Source organism: Sanguibacter biliveldensis, from assembly GCF_033798665.1.
Taxonomy (GTDB): Bacteria; Actinomycetota; Actinomycetes; order Actinomycetales; family Cellulomonadaceae; genus Sanguibacter; species Sanguibacter inulinus.
Genome location: NZ_CP138359.1, coordinates 1,819,598 through 1,836,016 on the forward strand (window position 1 = coordinate 1,819,598; position 16,419 = coordinate 1,836,016).

At 71.3% G+C, this 16,419-nt stretch carries 16 protein-coding genes; 4 read left to right on the forward strand and 12 right to left on the reverse strand.

Features of this window, described 5'->3' with window-relative positions:
- The first annotated feature begins 36 nt into the window (after positions 1-36).
- Entirely contained in the window at positions 37-288 is a 252-nt protein-coding gene (locus SANBI_RS07900; RefSeq protein WP_319160587.1) for a hypothetical protein, read from the forward strand.
- Between the two features lie 87 nt (positions 289-375).
- Here the strand turns inward: SANBI_RS07900 and SANBI_RS07905 are convergent, their stop codons facing one another.
- From SANBI_RS07905 to SANBI_RS07925, 5 genes are all read right to left on the reverse strand, one after another.
- Positions 376-1,185: a hypothetical protein gene (locus tag SANBI_RS07905; RefSeq protein WP_319160589.1), complete on the reverse strand. Its 810-nt coding sequence runs from the start codon at positions 1,183-1,185 to the stop codon at positions 376-378.
- A gap of 120 nt (positions 1,186-1,305) precedes the next feature.
- Positions 1,306-1,593, reverse strand: coding sequence for a DUF427 domain-containing protein (locus SANBI_RS07910; protein WP_056132329.1), 288 nt, complete (start codon positions 1,591-1,593; stop codon positions 1,306-1,308).
- Positions 1,594-1,663: 70 nt separating this feature from the next.
- Positions 1,664-2,149, reverse strand: a complete 486-nt coding sequence (locus SANBI_RS07915) for a hypothetical protein (RefSeq protein WP_179913539.1) — start codon at positions 2,147-2,149, stop codon at positions 1,664-1,666.
- Positions 2,150-2,159: 10 nt separating this feature from the next.
- Positions 2,160-3,020, reverse strand: a complete 861-nt coding sequence (locus tag SANBI_RS07920; protein WP_319160592.1) for a dihydrofolate reductase family protein — start codon at positions 3,018-3,020, stop codon at positions 2,160-2,162.
- Positions 3,013-3,567 carry a SufE family protein gene (locus SANBI_RS07925; protein ID WP_319160594.1) on the reverse strand — a complete coding sequence of 185 codons (555 nt, stop codon included), beginning with the start codon at positions 3,565-3,567 and terminating at the stop codon, positions 3,013-3,015. Before SANBI_RS07925 ends, SANBI_RS07920 begins: the two co-directional genes overlap by 8 nt.
- A gap of 117 nt (positions 3,568-3,684) precedes the next feature.
- On the opposite strand from SANBI_RS07925, the gene zapE reads away from it, so the two are divergent.
- Together zapE and SANBI_RS07935 are read left to right on the forward strand one after the other, a co-directional pair.
- The gene (zapE, locus tag SANBI_RS07930) at positions 3,685-4,716 is read left to right on the forward strand and encodes a cell division protein ZapE (RefSeq protein ID WP_319160596.1); all 1,032 of its coding nucleotides are present in this window, start codon (positions 3,685-3,687) and stop codon (positions 4,714-4,716) included.
- 114 nt (positions 4,717-4,830) lie between these two features.
- Entirely contained in the window at positions 4,831-5,880 is a 1,050-nt protein-coding gene (locus tag SANBI_RS07935) for a zinc-dependent alcohol dehydrogenase family protein (protein ID WP_319160598.1), read from the forward strand.
- Positions 5,881-6,178: 298 nt separating this feature from the next.
- On the opposite strand, the gene treZ is transcribed toward SANBI_RS07935, so the two are convergent.
- From treZ to glgX, 3 genes are all read right to left on the reverse strand, one after another.
- Positions 6,179-8,089, reverse strand: a complete 1,911-nt coding sequence (gene treZ, locus SANBI_RS07940) for a malto-oligosyltrehalose trehalohydrolase (RefSeq protein WP_319160600.1) — start codon at positions 8,087-8,089, stop codon at positions 6,179-6,181.
- Positions 8,086-10,626 (reverse strand): malto-oligosyltrehalose synthase, encoded by a 2,541-nt coding sequence (gene treY / locus SANBI_RS07945; RefSeq protein ID WP_319160602.1) that lies wholly within the window; start codon positions 10,624-10,626, stop codon positions 8,086-8,088. The genes treZ and treY overlap by 4 nt, the downstream gene beginning before the upstream one ends.
- 155 nt (positions 10,627-10,781) lie before the next feature.
- A complete protein-coding gene (gene glgX / locus SANBI_RS07950) occupies positions 10,782-12,944 on the reverse strand; it encodes a glycogen debranching protein GlgX (protein ID WP_319160604.1) in 2,163 nt (720 codons plus the stop codon).
- A gap of 134 nt (positions 12,945-13,078) precedes the next feature.
- On the opposite strand from glgX, the gene SANBI_RS07955 reads away from it, so the two are divergent.
- Entirely contained in the window at positions 13,079-13,381 is a 303-nt protein-coding gene (locus SANBI_RS07955) for a hypothetical protein (protein ID WP_179914451.1), read from the forward strand.
- 329 nt (positions 13,382-13,710) lie between these two features.
- On the opposite strand, the gene SANBI_RS07960 is transcribed toward SANBI_RS07955, so the two are convergent.
- The 4 genes from SANBI_RS07960 to SANBI_RS07975 all read right to left on the reverse strand — a co-directional run bounded on the left by SANBI_RS07960 (position 13,711) and on the right by SANBI_RS07975 (position 16,341).
- Positions 13,711-14,010: a DUF4235 domain-containing protein gene (locus SANBI_RS07960; protein ID WP_056132351.1), complete on the reverse strand. Its 300-nt coding sequence runs from the start codon at positions 14,008-14,010 to the stop codon at positions 13,711-13,713.
- Between the two features lie 118 nt (positions 14,011-14,128).
- Positions 14,129-14,629 (reverse strand): hypothetical protein, encoded by a 501-nt coding sequence (locus tag SANBI_RS07965; protein ID WP_319160607.1) that lies wholly within the window; start codon positions 14,627-14,629, stop codon positions 14,129-14,131.
- Positions 14,630-14,681: 52 nt separating this feature from the next.
- Positions 14,682-15,587, reverse strand: coding sequence for an ADP-dependent NAD(P)H-hydrate dehydratase (locus SANBI_RS07970; protein ID WP_319160609.1), 906 nt, complete (start codon positions 15,585-15,587; stop codon positions 14,682-14,684).
- Entirely contained in the window at positions 15,580-16,341 is a 762-nt protein-coding gene (locus SANBI_RS07975; protein ID WP_319160611.1) for a histidine phosphatase family protein, read from the reverse strand. The genes SANBI_RS07970 and SANBI_RS07975 overlap by 8 nt, the downstream gene beginning before the upstream one ends.
- Positions 16,342-16,419: the final 78 nt, after the last annotated feature.

Below are 16,419 nucleotides of genomic sequence, written 5' to 3' on the forward strand. Positions count from 1 at the left end.
GAGGGTCGTGTCGGTGGCTCGTCCTACGGTGCGTGCATGGTCACTCGTGCACACCTCACCGGACAGGAACTCGACACCACGGCCGACAGCCCGAGCAAGCGCCTCCCGCAGGCGGGCGAGACGGGCCCGGGCGACGAGGCAGGTCGCCTCGCCACGGCCGGTGCGGCCTACGCTGCCGCGCGTGCCGCGCTCGACGCGGCGCTGCCCGCCGGATGGCGGAGCGCTGCTGTCGAGACCCTCCCTGGCGACAGGGTGGCTCTGGACGCGAGCCGCTCGACAGCGGCCTGACCCTCGAGCGGGTCGAGACCTTCGAGCCGGCCGAGACCCGCGAGCCGCTCGTCACCCTCGGCGTCCTCGACCTGCTCGAGGATGCTGCTACTCGGTGAGCAGGACCGTGCTCGAACGCCACATCGGGGAGGTCGAGTCTGGCTGCCACACGATGGTCGCCACCTCACCGCTGGTCACTCCCGGGTCTCCGAGAGTGGCGAGCGCGCCCTGCCCCTCGTCCGGGGCGACGGTCACGGGAACCTCGGTGCCCCCGATCACCCCGAAAGCCGACTGCGGAGGCTCGACCAGCACCTCGCCGCCGGCGTCGACGACTGTCGCGAAGAGCACCGAGGGAGACGACGACCCGACGTAGGTGGCGGGCTGACGCATGTCGTCAGGACCGACGGGAGGGTTCTTCCACTCCCAGGCTGTGGGACCTGTGAGGGGGCTGCCCGGGTCGTCGATCACCATGCGGGAGCCCTCGGCCCGTACGACGAAGGCGTCGGCCACGTCACCCGAGGAGACTGTCACGACCGTGGAGCCGTCGTCGGGGCCAGCCGTGGTGGTGACGGTGCCGTCGAGAGCGGAGGCCGCGTCGACAGGGGAGATCGAGCCGTCGTTCTCCCGTGTCGTGGAGAAACCGGCGGCGTCGACGTACCACTCCTGGGTCTCTGGCGAGAGCAGGGCGAAGGCTGCGGTGTCGTCGCCCGCGGCGATCGTCGCCAGGTAGTCCAGGACGACGGTCTGCGCCTGGGCTTCGGGGGAGTCAGACGGCGGCGTCGCCGAGGGCTCGGCGGGCTCAGAGCTCGGGCCGCTCGCCGACGGCGAGCCCGGCGTGCTCGGCCCGGCGGTCTCGGTCGACGCCGGTGACGTGGTCCCGGGCGTCTGGGACTCCGAGGCGCACCCACCGAGGAGCACGAGAGCGAGCGCACCTGAGGTGACGACCGGCAGAGAGGACGTGCGGGAGATCTTCTTCAGCTCACCGTAACCACAGGTCCGCGCCCTCGCAGGCCAACCACAGGCCCGCGCCCTCGCAGGTCAGACCTCGACGACCTCGACGCCCTTCCAGAAGGCCACGTGGTCGCGGATCTTCTCGGCCTCGGGCTTCGGGTCGGTGTACGTCCACGCAGCGTCGCGGTTCTCCTGCCCGTCGACGGTCACCGTGAAGTAGGTCGCGGTGCCCTTCCACGGGCAGACCGTCGTGGTGTCGGTCGACGTGTACAGCTCCCGGACGATCGAGTCCGGCGGGAAGTACTGGTTGCCCTCGACGACCTGGGTCGCGTCAGACTCAGCGATGACTGTGCCGTTCCAGAGTGCGCGGTACATGGTGCCTCTTCTCGTCGGTCGTGCCGGGGGTGGAGCAGTGTCGGACCAGGTCGTGCCGTGCGGCGGGGTGTCAGCCGAGCTCGGAGGTGCCCGAGTACAGGTGCAGCACGGGGACCTGGAGCTCTTCGCGGGCCTTGGAGGCCCAGTCGCGGTGGAAGGTGTCTTCGACGATGTTCGGGTACGTGACGACGACGACCTCGCGGATCCCGCCTCCGGCGACGGCAGACCGCAGCGCGGGCAGCGGGTCCTCCTCGACGAGCGTCCCGGACGCCGTGTAGCCGGCGGCCTCGAACTCGGCGATGCTCGTGGCGAGCTGCTCGCTCGCCTCGGCCGTCGCCTCGGTGCGCGAGGGGACGCCCTCGGTCGCGGTCTCCCACGCCTCCTTGAACTGGCCCGACCCGAGGTGGTTGAAGATCGCCCCGAGCAGGTTCTGCTCGGTGTCCGCGGGGACGAGCACCTGGAAGGCCAGGTCCTCGTCGCCGTAGAGGTTGACGATGTTCTGCACGTCGGTGGTCGCGAGGGTGTCTTCGGTCAGCACGAGGATGGTGTCAGTCACGCACTCGACTCTACCGGTGCGCAGACCCGCTGGCCGGGTGAGCAGGGAGGGGATCTGCGCGGAGCGACCAGCGCGCGAGCAGCGACCCGCCAGAGTGCAGGATCTGCACGAGCCGGGCCGGTGCACCGCCCTTGCCGAGGTAGGAGCCCGAGGTGACGATCCGCGGCGCGGGACCGCCGACGACCAGTGGGCTCGTCGTCAGGCACAGCTCGTCGAGGTGATCCCCGTCAGCCAGGTCGCCGAGCAGCGACGGCCCGCCTTCGGCGAGCACCCGGACGAGCCCGCGGTCGGCGAGAGCGTCGAGCGCGGCCTGCAGGTCGACGGAGTCCTCCCCGGTGACGACCACCCTGTCGGCGGGGTACCCGGTGAGCCGTGCGGCTCCGGCCGAGGTGGTGAGGACGATCGGGGGCACAGTCCCAGCAGGGTGCTGCCCGACGTCGGTGATCTGCTCGGGCAGGTCGCCGGAGCGCGTGACGATCGCGAGCTCGATCGCCGGTGCGCGACCTGACGCGGCCCGGAGGTCGGCGAGGCCGTCGGGGACAGACAGCGGCGTGTACCCCTCGGCGCGGACGGTCCCGGCACCCACGAGCACCACGTCGGCGAGGGCCCGCAGGACCCTGAAGACGCGGTAGTCGGCGTCTCCGTTGATGCCACCGGAGACCCCGCCTGCCCCAGTCGCGGCACCGTCGAGGGTGCTGATCATGTTGGCGCGGACCCAGGTCTGTCGACCGTCTGCGGGGTCAGGGTGCGCGTACAGCGTCGCGAGCTCGGCCTCACCCGGGTCGGGCTCGACGCGCCGCGCGGACTCGACAGGACGACCGTCGAGGACGAGGACGTCGAGAGACGGACGTCCGGAGCCCGTGTCAGGCACGCTCAGCGTCAGCGTCAGCGTCAGCGCCGGTGCCGGCGTCTGTGCCGCCGTCGGACGAGCGGTGCTCGCGTGCCGGGGCGACGCCGAGAGCCTCGAGACGCTCGAGCACCTGGCGCTGGACCCGGCCCTGCATCGACGCCATACCCGCTGTGCGCAACGGGCTCACGAGGTCGTGCAGGCCCAGGCGCGTCGGGAGGTCGTGGGGGAGGGCGAGGACCTGCTCGGCGGTGCAGCCCGCGAGGCCCTCGGACAGGACACCGGCGAACCCGCGCGTGGTCGGTGCCTCCTGCGGTGCGACCACGTGCAGGGTGACGGTGTGGGGGCTCTGGTCCTCCACCTCGACCGCCACGTACACGGGCGACTGGCACTCCACCACCCGCTCCATCGTCGAGAGGTCGGAGGTGTAGCGCTCGGGGACGTCCTCGACGCTCGCGCCCATCTCGACGAGCATCTCGAGACGTTGGGCCGCGGGCAGGGCGAGGAAGTCCTCGGCCAGCTCGGCGAGGGCGGACGGGAGGGCGACGTCTGCGGGGGGAGGTGTGCTCACCCGTCCAGCCTAGGACGTCTGCGCGGGCGGCGCCGTCTGCGACTGTGCTGCGCACCACGTCGCGAGCCCTCCGTCTGGCCCGTCGCGCCAGCCGTCTCCCCGGTACCCTCGGAGATCGTGACCGCCACCACCCCACACCTCAGCGACGTCCGCCCGAGCGTCCCCGCAGACCGGCTCCTGGCAGACCTCGTCCCCCCGCGCCACTTCGCCGACGCGTCCTTCGCGACCTACCGCGCGAACCCCGCCTTCCCCAGCCAGCAGGCCACTGTCGACAGGCTCACTGAGGTCGCCGCGCAGCTGACCGGCAGCAGCGGCGGGTTCTTCAAGCGGCTCAAGGCGCGCAAGACGCCCCCCGCCGTGTACCTCGATGGTGGCTTCGGTGTCGGCAAGACGCACCTGCTCACCTCCCTCGCGCACTCGGTCGGTGCCGGGGCGAGCGCCTACGGCACCTTCGTCGAGTACACCAACCTCGTCGGCGCGCTCGGCTTCGCCAAGACCGTCGAGGCCCTCGCGACCAAGACCCTCGTGTGCATCGACGAGTTCGAGCTGGACGACCCGGGCGACACCGTCCTCATGTCCCGCCTGCTCCGCGAGCTCGCCGACCGTGGGGTCGCGCTCGCGGCCACCTCGAACACCCTGCCCGACTCCCTCGGTGAGGGACGCTTCGCCGCCGAGGACTTCTTGCGAGAGATCCAGGCGCTCTCCGCGCGCTTCGAGGTGATGCGCGTCGACGGCGAGGACTACCGTCAGCGCACCCTCGTCACGAGCGGCACCGCGACGCCTGACGACGCCGTGGAGCTGGCGGTCGACGGGCAGCCCGGAGCGATGCTCGACGACTTCGACGTGCTGCTGACCCACCTCTCGCACGTCCACCCGAGCCGGTACGGTGCCATGCTCGACGGTGTCCAGCTGCTCGGTCTCACAGCGGTGCGCCCGCTCGTGGACCAGTCGCAGGGTCTGCGCTTCGTGGTGCTCGTCGACAGGCTCTACGACCGCGACGTCCCCGTCCTGCTCGGCGGCACAGGCCTCGAAGACCTGTTCAGCGAGCAGATGATCAACGGCGGCTACCGCAAGAAGTACCTGCGTGCGCTCTCACGCCTCGGGTCGCTCGCGCAGGACGGACGGGCCGTCCTCGACGCGGCTGCGTGACGTCGGCGGGCGCGGTGTGACGTTGCCGTCCGAGGCCTCGTTCGGCGTGCCGCCGCACAGGTGGCAGGTCTAGGCTCGGCGAGGCCTTCCACACCTCTCAGAGAGGCTCGAACCATGCGAGCAACCGTCATCCACGGCACCCGTGACGTCCGCCTGGAGACTGTCCCGGACCCCCAGATCCTCCGCCCGACCGACGCGATCGTCCGCGTCGTGGCGTCCTGCGTGTGCGGCTCGGACCTGTGGCAGTACCGCGGCGTCAACGAGGTGACGAAGCCGAGCCGGATCGGTCACGAGTTCGTAGGTGTCGTCGAAGAGGTCGGGCCGCAGGTCACGCAGATCCGCCCCGGGCAGTTCGTCGTCGCGCCGTTCTCGATCTGCGACAACACCTGCGTGCACTGCCGCAACGGCGTCCACACCTCGTGCACCAACCTTGCCTGGTGGGGCTCGACCGACCAGGACGACCTGCCCACCGACGGCGGTCAGGGCGAGTTCGTCCGGGTGCCGATGGCTGACGGCACGCTCGTGGCGACCCCTGAGCACCCCTCGGACGAGCTCCTGCCCAGCGTCCTCGCCCTCGCCGACGTCTTCGGCACGGGCCACCACGCGGCCGTGAGCGCCGGGGTGAAGGTCGGCTCGACCGTCGCGGTCATCGGCGACGGGGCTGTCGGTCTCTCTGCGGTGCTCGCCGCGCAGCGGCTCGGTGCCGGCCGAATCATCGCCATGTCGCGCCACGAGTCCCGCCAGGTCGTCGCCCGCGAGTTCGGTGCGACCGACATCATCGCGGCTCGTGGGGCCGAGGGTGTCGCCGAGCTCATGGAGCTGACCGACGGCGTCGGTGTCGACTGCGCGCTCGAGTGCGTCGGCACCAAGGAGTCGATGCAGCAGGCCCTCGACTCCGCCCGCCCCGGCGGGAAGGTCGGCTTCGTCGGTGTCCCCGCAGGCGGTCCTGAGCTCCCCGTCCGCCAGATGTTCTCCTCGAACGTCGGCGTCAACGGCGGTGTGGCCCCCGTGCGCGGCTACATCCCTGAGCTCATGGCTGACGTCTATGCAGGGACCGTCAACCCGGGCCGCGTCTTCGACCTCACGGTCCCGCTGGCCGAGGTCGCCGAGGCCTACGCCGCGATGGACGAGCGCCGCGCGATCAAGTCGATGCTCCTGCCCTGAGCCCCTGAGCGGGGCTTCGCGCTCATCCCGCACCCCACCAGGTCGTACCTCTGACCGCGAGGTCGTACGGACACGCCAACGGGCGTGGACGAAGGCTCCCATCTGGCGTGTCTGGGCGACCTCGGCGCGGGAGATGCGACCTCGGTGCGGGAGGGTGACCTCGGGGTCGGGAGTGCGACCTTGGGAGACGCGGGCACCGTGGTGCCTCGTCGTGGTGCCTCGTGTCGTGGGAGAGGCCGGCCTGGACTGACGTCCGGGCCGGCCTCTGATCGTGCTGCGGTGCTGCGGTGCTGGTGTCTCAGATCCGGACGACGGCGACGGCCCCGGCTGCGAGCCGCAACGAGCCTGCCGTGAGCACCGGCTCCTTCCACCCTACGAGGACCTCCGGTCCTGCTGATGACGTGCCCACCCCGTCGCCTGCGCCCGCACCGCCGAGCGCGTGCTCCTGCTCGTGGTCGGAGAGGTTGAGCACGGTCAGCACGCTGCCGTGCCGCAGTGCGAGGACAGCCGGTGTGCCGTCCTCGGCGGAGGCCCCGGCCCAGGTCACCTCGATCTGCGACCTGTCACCGGATGCGAGGTCCGGCTCGGAGCGACGGAGCGCGATGAGGACCCTGTGCCACTCGAGGAGCGTGCTGTGGCCCGGCGCCGTGGTCTCCTCCCAGCGGACCTTGCTGCCCTCGAAGGTCGCGCGGTCCTGGGGGTCAGGGACCGCCACGTCGTCCCCGTAGATCCCCGACCAGTCGTGCCCTGAGAACTCGCGGGTCCGCCCCTCGGTCACCAGTCGGCCGAGCTCGGGGTCGGTGAAGTCCGTGAAGAACTGCCACGGTGTGGTCGCACCCCACTCCTCGCCCATGAACAGCATCGGCGTGTACGCCGAGGTGAGGACGATCGCGGCCGAGGCGGCGAGCAGGTCGAGGTCGACCTCTCCTGAGCCCGGGTGCGCCGGGCGACCGGGCCTGTCGCCGAGGGCCCTGTTGCCGACCTGGTCGTGGTCTGTCGAGAACACCACGAAGCTGTGACCGTCGACGTGGCCCGGGACCTTGTGGCCCCACGTCTCGCCGCGGAAGGTCGAGAAGGTGCCCGCGTGCAGGAACACCTCGGTCAACGTGGTCCGCAGCACCTCGGGGGAGCCGAAGTCGACGTAGTAGCCGTGGCGCTCGCCCGTGAGCAGCGCGTGGACCGCGTGGTGGACGTCGTCAGCCCACTGCGCCGTCATGCCCTTGGGCCTGGTCGCGACAGCGTCGCTCCCGACCCCGTCAGCACCGTCAGCACCTGCAGCACCCGTCGGCGCCACCGTCGCCGGGTCGTTCTCGTCGGACTCCGCGATCAGTCCGAGCGGTCGCCCGAGCGCCTGGGCCAGGGCCGCGGTCTCGTCGGAGAGCTCGGCCAGCAGGTGCCGCTTGGAGTCGTCCACGAGAGCGTGCACGGCGTCCAGACGGAGTCCGTCGAGGTGGAAGTCGCGGAACCAGCGCAGCGCGTTGTCGATCACCCAGCGGCGCACCTCGTGCGAGCCGTCGCCGTCGAGGTGCAGGCCCGCGCCCCACGGGGTCGAGTGGTCGTCGGTGAAGTACGGCCCGAAGCTCGCCGTGTAGTTCCCGCTCGGCCCCAGGTGGTTGTAGACGACGTCGAGCACGACGCCCATCCCGGCGGCGTGCGCGGCGTCGACGAAGCGCTGGAGGGCGGCGGGACCGCCGTAGGGCTCGTGGACGGCGAAGAGGTGCACGCCGTCGTAGCCCCAGCCGTGCGCGCCGTCGAAGGCAGCGACGGGCATGAGCTCGACGAGGTCGACGCCCAGCTCGGCGAGGTGGCCGAGCCGCGAGACCGCCGCGTCGAGGGTGCCCTCAGGGGTGAAGGTCCCCAGGTGCAGCTCGTAGACGACCGACCCGCCGACCTGCCGCCCTGCCCACGACTGGTCCGTCCACACGTGGGCGGCCGCGTCGAAGACCTGGCTGGGACCGTGCACGCCGAAGGGCTGCCGCATGCTCCGCGGGTCGGGCCGGGCGGGACCGCCGTCGACCGAGAAGCCGTAGAGGTCACCGTCGTGGGCACCCTCAGTGCTCGACCACCAGCCCGAGCCCCGGGCAGGGTCGGGCACGAGGGGGGAGACCTCGTCGGCGGACGAGAAGTCCTGGCGGTCGGGCGCCACGCGCACGAGGTCGACGCGCTCGGCGACGGGTGCCCAGACGGCGAAGGTGGTCCTGGTGCTCATGCATCCTCCTCAGGGACGAACAGCGCGACCGGCAGCTGCTCGAGCAGCGGTGCGACGGGTTGGTGGCCGCCGTCGACGACGGCTCCGCTGAGCACGTCGTGCCAGCGGCCCTCGGGCAGGGCGATCATGTGGTCCCGCCACCCGCCGAGGCGCGCGAGGGTCGCCGCGCCGCGCGTCGCGAGCGTCACGATGCGCGGGCTGTCGCCCTGCGTGCGGGCGAAGGCGAGCGCGCTGCCCGACGACGCCGCGACGGGCCTGTAGCCCGAGTCCGGGCCGACGAAGGCGTCGGGGAACCTGCGCCGGGTGCGCAGCGCGCCCGAGGTGACGAGCAGCTTCTCCTCGCCGAGGTCGCGCGGGCGGCTGCCGGCGTCGAGGCGTGCCAGGCGCTCGTGCAGGTCGACGGCGTCGACGGGACGACGGTTGTCGGGGTCCACCAGGGTCGGGACGAACAGCTCGGTGCCCTGGTAGACGTCGGCGACACCCGGCATGGTCAGCTGGACGAGCTTGATGCCCAGGCTGGTGGCCCGGACCGACGGAGCGACCGTCGCGGCCCACCCGGCGGCGATGTCCAGGACGGCCTCGTCGGTCACGGCCCAGGCTGCGAAGCCGAGCACGGCGTCTTCGTAGGCCTCGTCGGGCGCTGTCCACGTGGTGTGCGTCTTGGCCTCGCGGACAGCCTTGCGCAGGTACTCCTGGATGCGGTCGACGGATATCGGCCCGTCGGCCCACGTGCCCACGAGCGTCTGCCACACGAGGTTCTCCGTGCGGCCGTCGACGAGCGCCGTGCGTGCCCTGGCCGAGACCGACCGCAGTCGGCCCACGGTCTCGGTCCACTCCACGGCGTGCTCGGAGAGCACGCTCGTCGCGGCGCGGGTGTCCTCGTTGCGCTTGGTGTCGTGGGTCGACCCCGTGGTCATCGCTGCCGGGGAGTGGTCGGCGGCACGCGCTGCGAAGGCGTGGAGCTCGTCGGCGCTCAGCGCGAAGCGGCTCGGCTCGCCGCCCACCTCGCACAGCGACACGAGGTGCGTCCACCTGTAGAAGGCGGTGTCCTCGACGCCCTTGGCCATGACGGCGCCGCACACCTGCTGGAACCTCACGGCGAGCTCGTCGCGGCGCGGCTCGCGCCGGCGGCCGGCGCTGCCGACCTCGCGGCCGAGCAGCAGCTCGACGAGCACGTCGAGCGTCTCGGCGCGGTCGGCCCCGACGTGGCGGCGCGCGATCTTCGCGGCCTCGTCCATCGCGGCCAGCGCGTCACGCGAGGGCTGCTCGCCCGGGACCACGTAGGCGCGGTAGCGGTCGAAGGCGACGAGGAGCTCGACGAGGCACTCGCGCAGCGCGCGCCACGAGTGGTCGCGCAGGCGGAGGTCGTCACGGCAGATGGTCGCGGCGAGGTCGGTGAGGCGGTGCACCTCGGCGTAGAGCGGGCCGTCGACGACCTCACGCTTGGAGGTCTCGACGAGGGCCTCCAGGCCGTCGCCCTCGTCGCCGGTCACGCGGTGCATGAGGCTCGCCAGGCGGGACTCGCCCGAGGGCTCCACGAAGGTCGCCTGGAGGCGCCAGAGACCCTCGTAGCCGGTGGTCCCCACGGTCTCCCAGTCGCGCGGGACCTCTTCTTCGCCCGCGAGGATCTTCTCGACGGCGACCCAGGCGCCGCCCGTCGCCTCGGCGAGCCTGGACAGGTAGCCCGAGGGGTCCGCGAGACCGTCCGGGTGGTCGATGCGCAGCCCGTCGATGACGCCGTCGCGGAGCAGCTCGAGGATCAGCGCGTGGGACTCGTCGAAGACCTCGGGGTCCTCGACCCGGATCGCCGCGAGCGTCCCGACGTCGAAGAACCGGCGGTAGTTGAGCTCTTCGTCACCGACCTTCCAGTGCGCGAGGCGGTAGTGCTGGCGGTCGACGAGCTCGGCGAGCGGCAGGCTCTCCGTGCCCGGGCGGACCGGGAACACGTGGTCGTAGTACCGCAGGACGGTCTGCTGCTTGCCGACACCAGGGACGTCGGCGACGTCGAGGCTCAGCTCGTCGCCGGCCAGGACGTCACCGATGCGGCTGCCGAGCACCGGCATGAGGAGCGAGCCATCGCCCGAGGACCAGTCGACGTCGAACCACCGGGCGTAGGGCGAGTCTGCGCCGTGCGCCAGGACCGACCACAGGGGCAGGTTGTGCCACGCCGGCGTCGGGACGGCCATGTGGTTCGGGACGATGTCGAGGATCATGCCGAGGCCGACGGCGTGAGCCTGCTCGGCGAGGGCCTCGAGGCGCTCGCGCCCGCCGAGGACGTCGCTCACCCGGGTGTGGTCGACCACGTCGTAGCCGTGCGTCGACCCGGGCGCCGCGGCCAGGACTGGGGAGAGGTACAGGTGGGTGACGCCGAGGTCTGCGTAGTACGGCAGACGGGCGGCGACGTCGTCGAAGGTGAGGTCCGCGCCGAGCTGGAGGCGGTACGTCGAGACGGGCAACGGCTTGCCGGGTGCCGGGAAGCGGCGGTCGGCGGCCCGCTGACCTGCGGTGCGGGCCTCGGTGGTGACGTCGTCGGTCATGGTGGGTCCTTGTCCTGGAGAGGGCTGCAGAGACGTCTGCCGGCGAGGCCACCGCAGGTGCGGGGCCTCGCCGGCGGGTTTCGAGCGAGGTGCTGCTGGGTGCGTCAGGTGGTCACCGCGCTCCTCGTGGAGCCTGGAGCGCAGTGACCGTGAGGTCAGTCGCCGAGGGGTGACCGGGTGAGCAGCACGATGCTGCGTCCCTTGACGGACAGGGTCGACCCGGCCGTCGCGGTGTGCGGCCCGTCGACGGGCTCGATGGCCGTCTCCTGGGTCACCGGGGTGACGGACTCGGTCGAGGTGCGCGAGGTGTCGAAGACGATCGACCACTCCGACCCGAAGTGCTCGGGCGGGACTGTGAACTCGAGCTCTTCGGAGTAGGCGTTGAAGAGGATGAGGAAGCTGTCGTCGACGATCCGCTCACCGCGCGCGTCGGGCTCGCCGATCGCCTCGCCGTTGAGGAACACCGCGACCGAGCGGGCGTAGCCCTCGTTCCACTCCTCGTCGCGCATGTGGTCGCCACCGATGTTCAGCCAGGCGATGTCGCCGAGCTGGTCGTCGGACCAGTTGTCGTCGCCGGAGAAGAACCGGCGGCGACGCAGGACCGGGTGGCGCAGGCGCAGGTGGACGACCTGCTGGGCGAAGGTCAGCAGGTCCTCGCGGGCCGGGTCGAGTTCCCAGTCCATCCAGGAGAGCTCGTTGTCCTGGCAGTAGACGTTGTTGTTGCCCTGCTGGGTCCGGCCGATCTCGTCGCCGTGCGCGATCATCGGCACACCCTGCGAGAGCAGGAGGGTGGCGAGGATGTTGCGCTGCTGGCGGGCACGCAGCGAGAGGATCTCCGGGTCGTCCGTGGGGCCCTCGACGCCGCAGTTCCACGACGAGTTGTGGCTCTCGCCGTCGTTGTTGCCCTCGCCGTTGGCGTCGTTGTGCTTCTCGTTGTACGACACGAGGTCGGCGAGCGTGAAGCCGTCGTGCGCGATGACGAAGTTGATCGACGAGATCGGCTTGCGGCCCGTGTGCTCGTAGAGGTCCGACGAGCCGGTGATCCGGCTGGCGAACTCCGCGAGCGTCGAGGGCTCCCCGCGCCAGAAGTCGCGGACCGTGTCGCGGTACTTGCCGTTCCACTCGCTCCACATCGACGGGAACCCGCCGACCTGGTAGCCGCCGTCGCCGAGGTCCCACGGCTCCGCGATGAGCTTCACCTGCGAGACGATCGGGTCCTGGTGCACGAGGTCGAAGAAGGCGGAGAGCCTGTCGACCTCGTGGAACTGGCGGGCGAGGGTCGAGGCGAGGTCGAAGCGGAAGCCGTCGACGTGCATCTCGGTGACCCAGTAGCGCAGCGAGTCCATGATGAGCTGGAGCACGTGCGGGTGGCGCATGAGCAGCGAGTTTCCGGTGCCCGTGGTGTCGAAGTAGTGCTGCTGCTCCTCGTCGACCAGGCGGTAGTACGCCTGGTTGTCGATCCCGCGGAAGCTGAGCGTGGGGCCCAGGTGGTTGCCCTCGGCGGTGTGGTTGTAGACGACGTCGAGGATGACCTCGATGTTGGCCTCGTGCAGGGCCTTGACGAGGAGCTTGAACTCCTGGACCTGCTGGCCGTCGGTGCCCGAGGACGAGTACTTGTTGTGCGGGGCGAAGAACCCGATGGTGTTGTAGCCCCAGTAGTTCGACAGGCCCTTCTCGACGAGGGTCGAGTCGTTGACGAACTGGTGGACCGGCATGAGCTCGACGGCTGTCACGCCCAGGTCCACGAGGTGCGCGATGACGGCGGGGTGCGCCATGCCGGCGTACGTGCCGCGCTGCTCCTCGGGGACGGCCGGGTGGTTCTGCGTCATGCCCTTGACGTGCGCCTCGTAGATGACGCTCTCGTGGTACTCGTGGTTCGGCGGGCGGTCGTGGCCCCAGTCGAAGAACGGGTTGATGACCACGGACTTCATGGTGTGGGCGGCGGAGTCCTCGTCGTTGCGGGAGTCCGGGTCGCCGAAGGTGTAGGAGAAGAGGCTCTGGTCGCCGTCCACCTCGCCGTCGATCGCCTTGGCGTAGGGGTCCAGCAGGAGCTTGGCGGGGTTGCACCGCAGGCCGTTCTCGGGCTCGTACGGTCCGTGCACCCGGAAGCCGTACAGCTGCCCAGGCTGGACCGAGGGCAGGTACGCGTGCCACACGAAGGAGTCGACCTCGACGAGGTCGATACGGGTCTCTTCGCCCGACGGGTCGAAGAGGCACAGCTCGATACGCTCGGCGACCTCGGAGAAGATCGCGAAGTTGGTCCCGCTGCCGTCGAAGGTCGCACCGAGCGGGTAGGGATGTCCTGGCCAGATCTGCATGGCGTAAGACTGCCCTAGGTTCGTCGCTCCGTCCTGCGATGACGGGTGAGGGACGGGTGAGGAACCGGGGCGGAGGTGCTGGGGACGGCCTCTTCCTCTGGCGCTCGGGCCGAGATTTTGGTGGGATGGACCACATGATCTCTTCACCGTGGGCACAGCAGGAGAGCGACAAGACCGAGGGCACAGGCCGGGACGGGGACCTGGCGACGGGTCAGGCCGCCGGCGAGAAGGCCAAGATCGCCCCGCGCCGGCGCGCGACCCCGGTCCCCGACGTACGTGACGACCGTTACTACGACTCGGACCAGCCGGGCATGGGTGACACCGTCGCCGGTGGCGACGCGAGCAAGGCACCCAGGTCGCTGCGCGAGGCGGAACGGCAGGCCAAGAAGGGCGCGATCCTCGCCGGGGACGACTGGGACAACCCCGAGGAGATCTGAGCCTCTGAGGGTGCCGGTGCCTCGATCTGAGCGCTCGGTGTCGGCAGCGGCCCGCAGAGCCGCGAGACAGCCGGGCCTCCGCGCACCACACTGCGGGGACTGGAAGATCCCATCGACGCGAGATCGCGCCGCCGCGATCTGACCGGGCAGCCCCGAGCTCGGTCGAGGTGATGTTCGCCACAGTGGTCCGCGGGCCGGTGCGCACCGGCCCGGACCGGCTCGACCTGCCGGGATGTTCAAGGCTCGAGAAGCAGAGCGACCCCCGGACCGGGCTCTCTAGCCGCGGTCCGGGGGTCAGTGTCATCTGCCGCGCGGCGACCCGTCGGGCGTCACTTGCCCGGCCACTCACCTGTCCAGCGCTGGAAGGCTCGTGCCCCACCACGGTCGATGAGGGCCTTGACCGCTGCGTAGATGGCTCCCTGGATGAGGGAGGCGACGAGCAGCTCCTTGAGCGGGTACTCCGAGGCGAGGGGGCCCGGCGACTCGTCGTGCTCGGCGCGGGAGACGCGCTTGTAGACCTGCTTGAAGAGCTGGCCGGCGAGGAGTCCCCCGACCATGGAGCTCACGAGGCCGAAGGGGCGATAGAGGATCTTGGCTGACTTCGAGGCTTTCACAGTGTCGGTGCTCATGGGTCGACGCTAGTGCGGACCCGCCGGGTCCGCAGCCTGGACGACGCTCCTGCCGGAGATCGCCCGCGCTCTCACCAGCACGAGCTCCCGGGCCCGCTGGCTCGTCCGGGCCTGGCCGTCAGCTCGAGAAGGCCTCGGGCCGGATCTCCTCCAGGAGCGCCGAGATGGTGTCCTTCTGCGCGACAGCCTGGCGTTGGAGGTGGTGGAGGTGCTCCACCTGCTCGGGCGACAGACCCAGCCCTGCGGCATGAGCCTCGAGCGTCTGCCAGCCGCTCAGCTTGCCGAGCACGGCTCCGCGCAGGATCTCGAGCTCGAGCAGCGGGCTCAGGGGTGAATGCTCGACAGCCCGGCCGTTGAGCTTGAGCCGACCGGCCTTCTCGGCGACCGAGGCGAGCAACGCCTTGGGCTTGTTGCGCGTCACCCCGAGGGAGACCGCGGTGCGCACCAGCCACTGCCGTTCTTCGGTGAACTCCTGCTCGAAGCGGCTCAGCGCTGCCGCGAGCGACGGACGGTCGTAGGCGCTCGCCATCCGTCGGACGCGCTGCAGCCCGGCTGTCGCCCCGGTGACGTGGTCGTTGAGGTAGATGGAGAGCAGGCGCGGTTCGATCGTCGTCGACATGGGTGCTCCTTCAGGAGGTCGGTGGGGGATCCAGGTCAGGGGTGCGTGAGGGTCAGGTGGAGAGCTCGGCGAGGGCGTGCGGCAGCTGCTCGGCGAGCTCGCGTGCCAGGTAGCCCACGGTGCCGACCGAGGCTGCCAGCCTGTCGCCGCTCACGGCGTGCAGGTGGGTACCCCAGCACGCGGCCTGGTCGAGCGGCACAGAGCGGGCTGCGATCCCGGTGATCGCCCCGACGAGGACGTCGCCCGAACCGGAGGTCGCGAGCCCCGAGGTACCCGTGGTCCCCTCCCAGAGCCCGCCGTCCGGGTCGGCGACGATCCCCTGGCACGAGACGACGGCGCCGTAGCGGCGGGCGATCGAGGCGGTCTGCTCCGCGACGTCGGGCTCGTCCTCCGAGCCGCCAGAGCCCGAGTCCTCGCCGGGGTCTCCTCCGAGCAGCAGCCCGGCCTCGGTCGGGTTCGGGGTGAGGACGATCCGACCACGCAGCGGGTCCAGGACGTCTCCTAGTCCAGGCAGCACGCCGAGGGCGTAGGCGTCGAGCGCGAGGACCGTGCTGTCGCCGAGGAGCGGGACGAGCCCGCGGAGCAGCTCGGCGGTCTCGTCGGCATCGTCGAGGCCTGGCCCGACGACCACCACGTCCGAGGACGAGGCCTCCGCCTCGAGCCGTCCCGCACCTGACCCGAGGACGGTGCCGTCCGTCGACTGGGGCAGCGGCACCACGCCGCACTCGGGGACCGCCACGGCGACAGCCGCCGCGGCACCCTCCGCGACGGCCAGGGTGAGCCGCCCGGCACCGACACGCAGCGCAGAGATCCCGGCGAGCATCGCCGCGCCGGGGGTGCCGACGGCTCCACCGACGACCAGGACCGTCCCGCGGTCGTACTTCGAGCCGGCCTCGGTCGGCAGCCCCCAGCTGCGCAGGACGGCGGGAGTCAGGGCGCGGGGTGTGGTGTCAGACATCGGAGCTCCCAGGTTCGTCGGTGTGCTCGGCGGCGTCGCCCGTGAGGTGGTCGTCCGCCTGGGTGAGGACCGCGTGCCACGAGCCGGCCAGCGCGAGCGGGTCGCTGCCGTCGCGGCGCAGCAGCGTGAGCGAGGCGTTGCCCACGGGCCGGTCACGGGCCAGCGCGAGGACCTCCTCCTCGGTGAGGCCCTCGCAGACGTAGCGGAAGGTCATGATGACAGCGTCGTGGCAGGTGATGAGCACACGTTCTGGCGGGTCGGCGAGGCTCTCCAGGTCCGCGAGGAAGGCGCGGACCCGCGCGGCCAGGTCCGTCCACGACTCCCCGCCGCCCGGGCGGTGGTAGAACTTGCCGTGCCACGCCCGGCGCTCGGCCTCGTCAGGCTCGAGAGCCTTGATCCCGGCGGTCGAGAGCCTGTCGAAGACCCCGAGGTCGCGGTCGCGGAGCCTCTCGTCGAGCCGCACCTGGAGGTCGATCCCGGCGGCCCGGAGAGCGCGTCGGGCGGTGTCGTGGGCCCGCAGGTACGGGGAAGACCAGACGGCCAGCGGGGTGTCGTCCGGGTCGAGGTCTCGCAGCCATCTCCCGACAGCGTCGGCCTGCTGCTCGCCCTGCTCCGACAGCGGGACGTCGGCCTCACGGCTCGTGACGTCGAGGCGCTGGGAGCCCGAGCGCTCGGCCTCCATGCTCGCGACGTTCGCGACGCTCTCACCGTGCCTGACCAGCAGGATCTCTCTCGGGGTCGACCTCGACCGCATGCGCGGGCACGTCCTCTCGGCACCTGTGGGCGACGCCGACGGTCGCCGTCGCCTGTCCCGACCATGCTGCCGCACAGG

Bases quoted from the DNA above. Each gene is read 5' to 3' on its own strand.
- treZ (WP_319160600.1), bottom strand. From the start codon at position 8,089: ATGAGCACCAGGACCACCTTCGCCGTCTGGGCACCCGTCGCCGAGCGC.
- SANBI_RS07910 (WP_056132329.1), bottom strand. From the start codon at position 1,593: ATGTACCGCGCACTCTGGAACGGCACAGTCATCGCTGAGTCTGACGCG.
- SANBI_RS07955 (WP_179914451.1), top strand. From the start codon at position 13,079: ATGATCTCTTCACCGTGGGCACAGCAGGAGAGCGACAAGACCGAGGGC.
- SANBI_RS07970 (WP_319160609.1), bottom strand. From the start codon at position 15,587: ATGTCTGACACCACACCCCGCGCCCTGACTCCCGCCGTCCTGCGCAGC.
- treY (WP_319160602.1), bottom strand. From the start codon at position 10,626: ATGACCGACGACGTCACCACCGAGGCCCGCACCGCAGGTCAGCGGGCC.
- SANBI_RS07935 (WP_319160598.1), top strand. From the start codon at position 4,831: ATGCGAGCAACCGTCATCCACGGCACCCGTGACGTCCGCCTGGAGACT.
- SANBI_RS07960 (WP_056132351.1), bottom strand. From the start codon at position 14,010: ATGAGCACCGACACTGTGAAAGCCTCGAAGTCAGCCAAGATCCTCTAT.
- SANBI_RS07975 (WP_319160611.1), bottom strand. From the start codon at position 16,341: ATGCGGTCGAGGTCGACCCCGAGAGAGATCCTGCTGGTCAGGCACGGT.
- SANBI_RS07965 (WP_319160607.1), bottom strand. From the start codon at position 14,629: ATGTCGACGACGATCGAACCGCGCCTGCTCTCCATCTACCTCAACGAC.
- SANBI_RS07900 (WP_319160587.1), top strand. From the start codon at position 37: ATGGTCACTCGTGCACACCTCACCGGACAGGAACTCGACACCACGGCC.
- glgX (WP_319160604.1), bottom strand. From the start codon at position 12,944: ATGCAGATCTGGCCAGGACATCCCTACCCGCTCGGTGCGACCTTCGAC.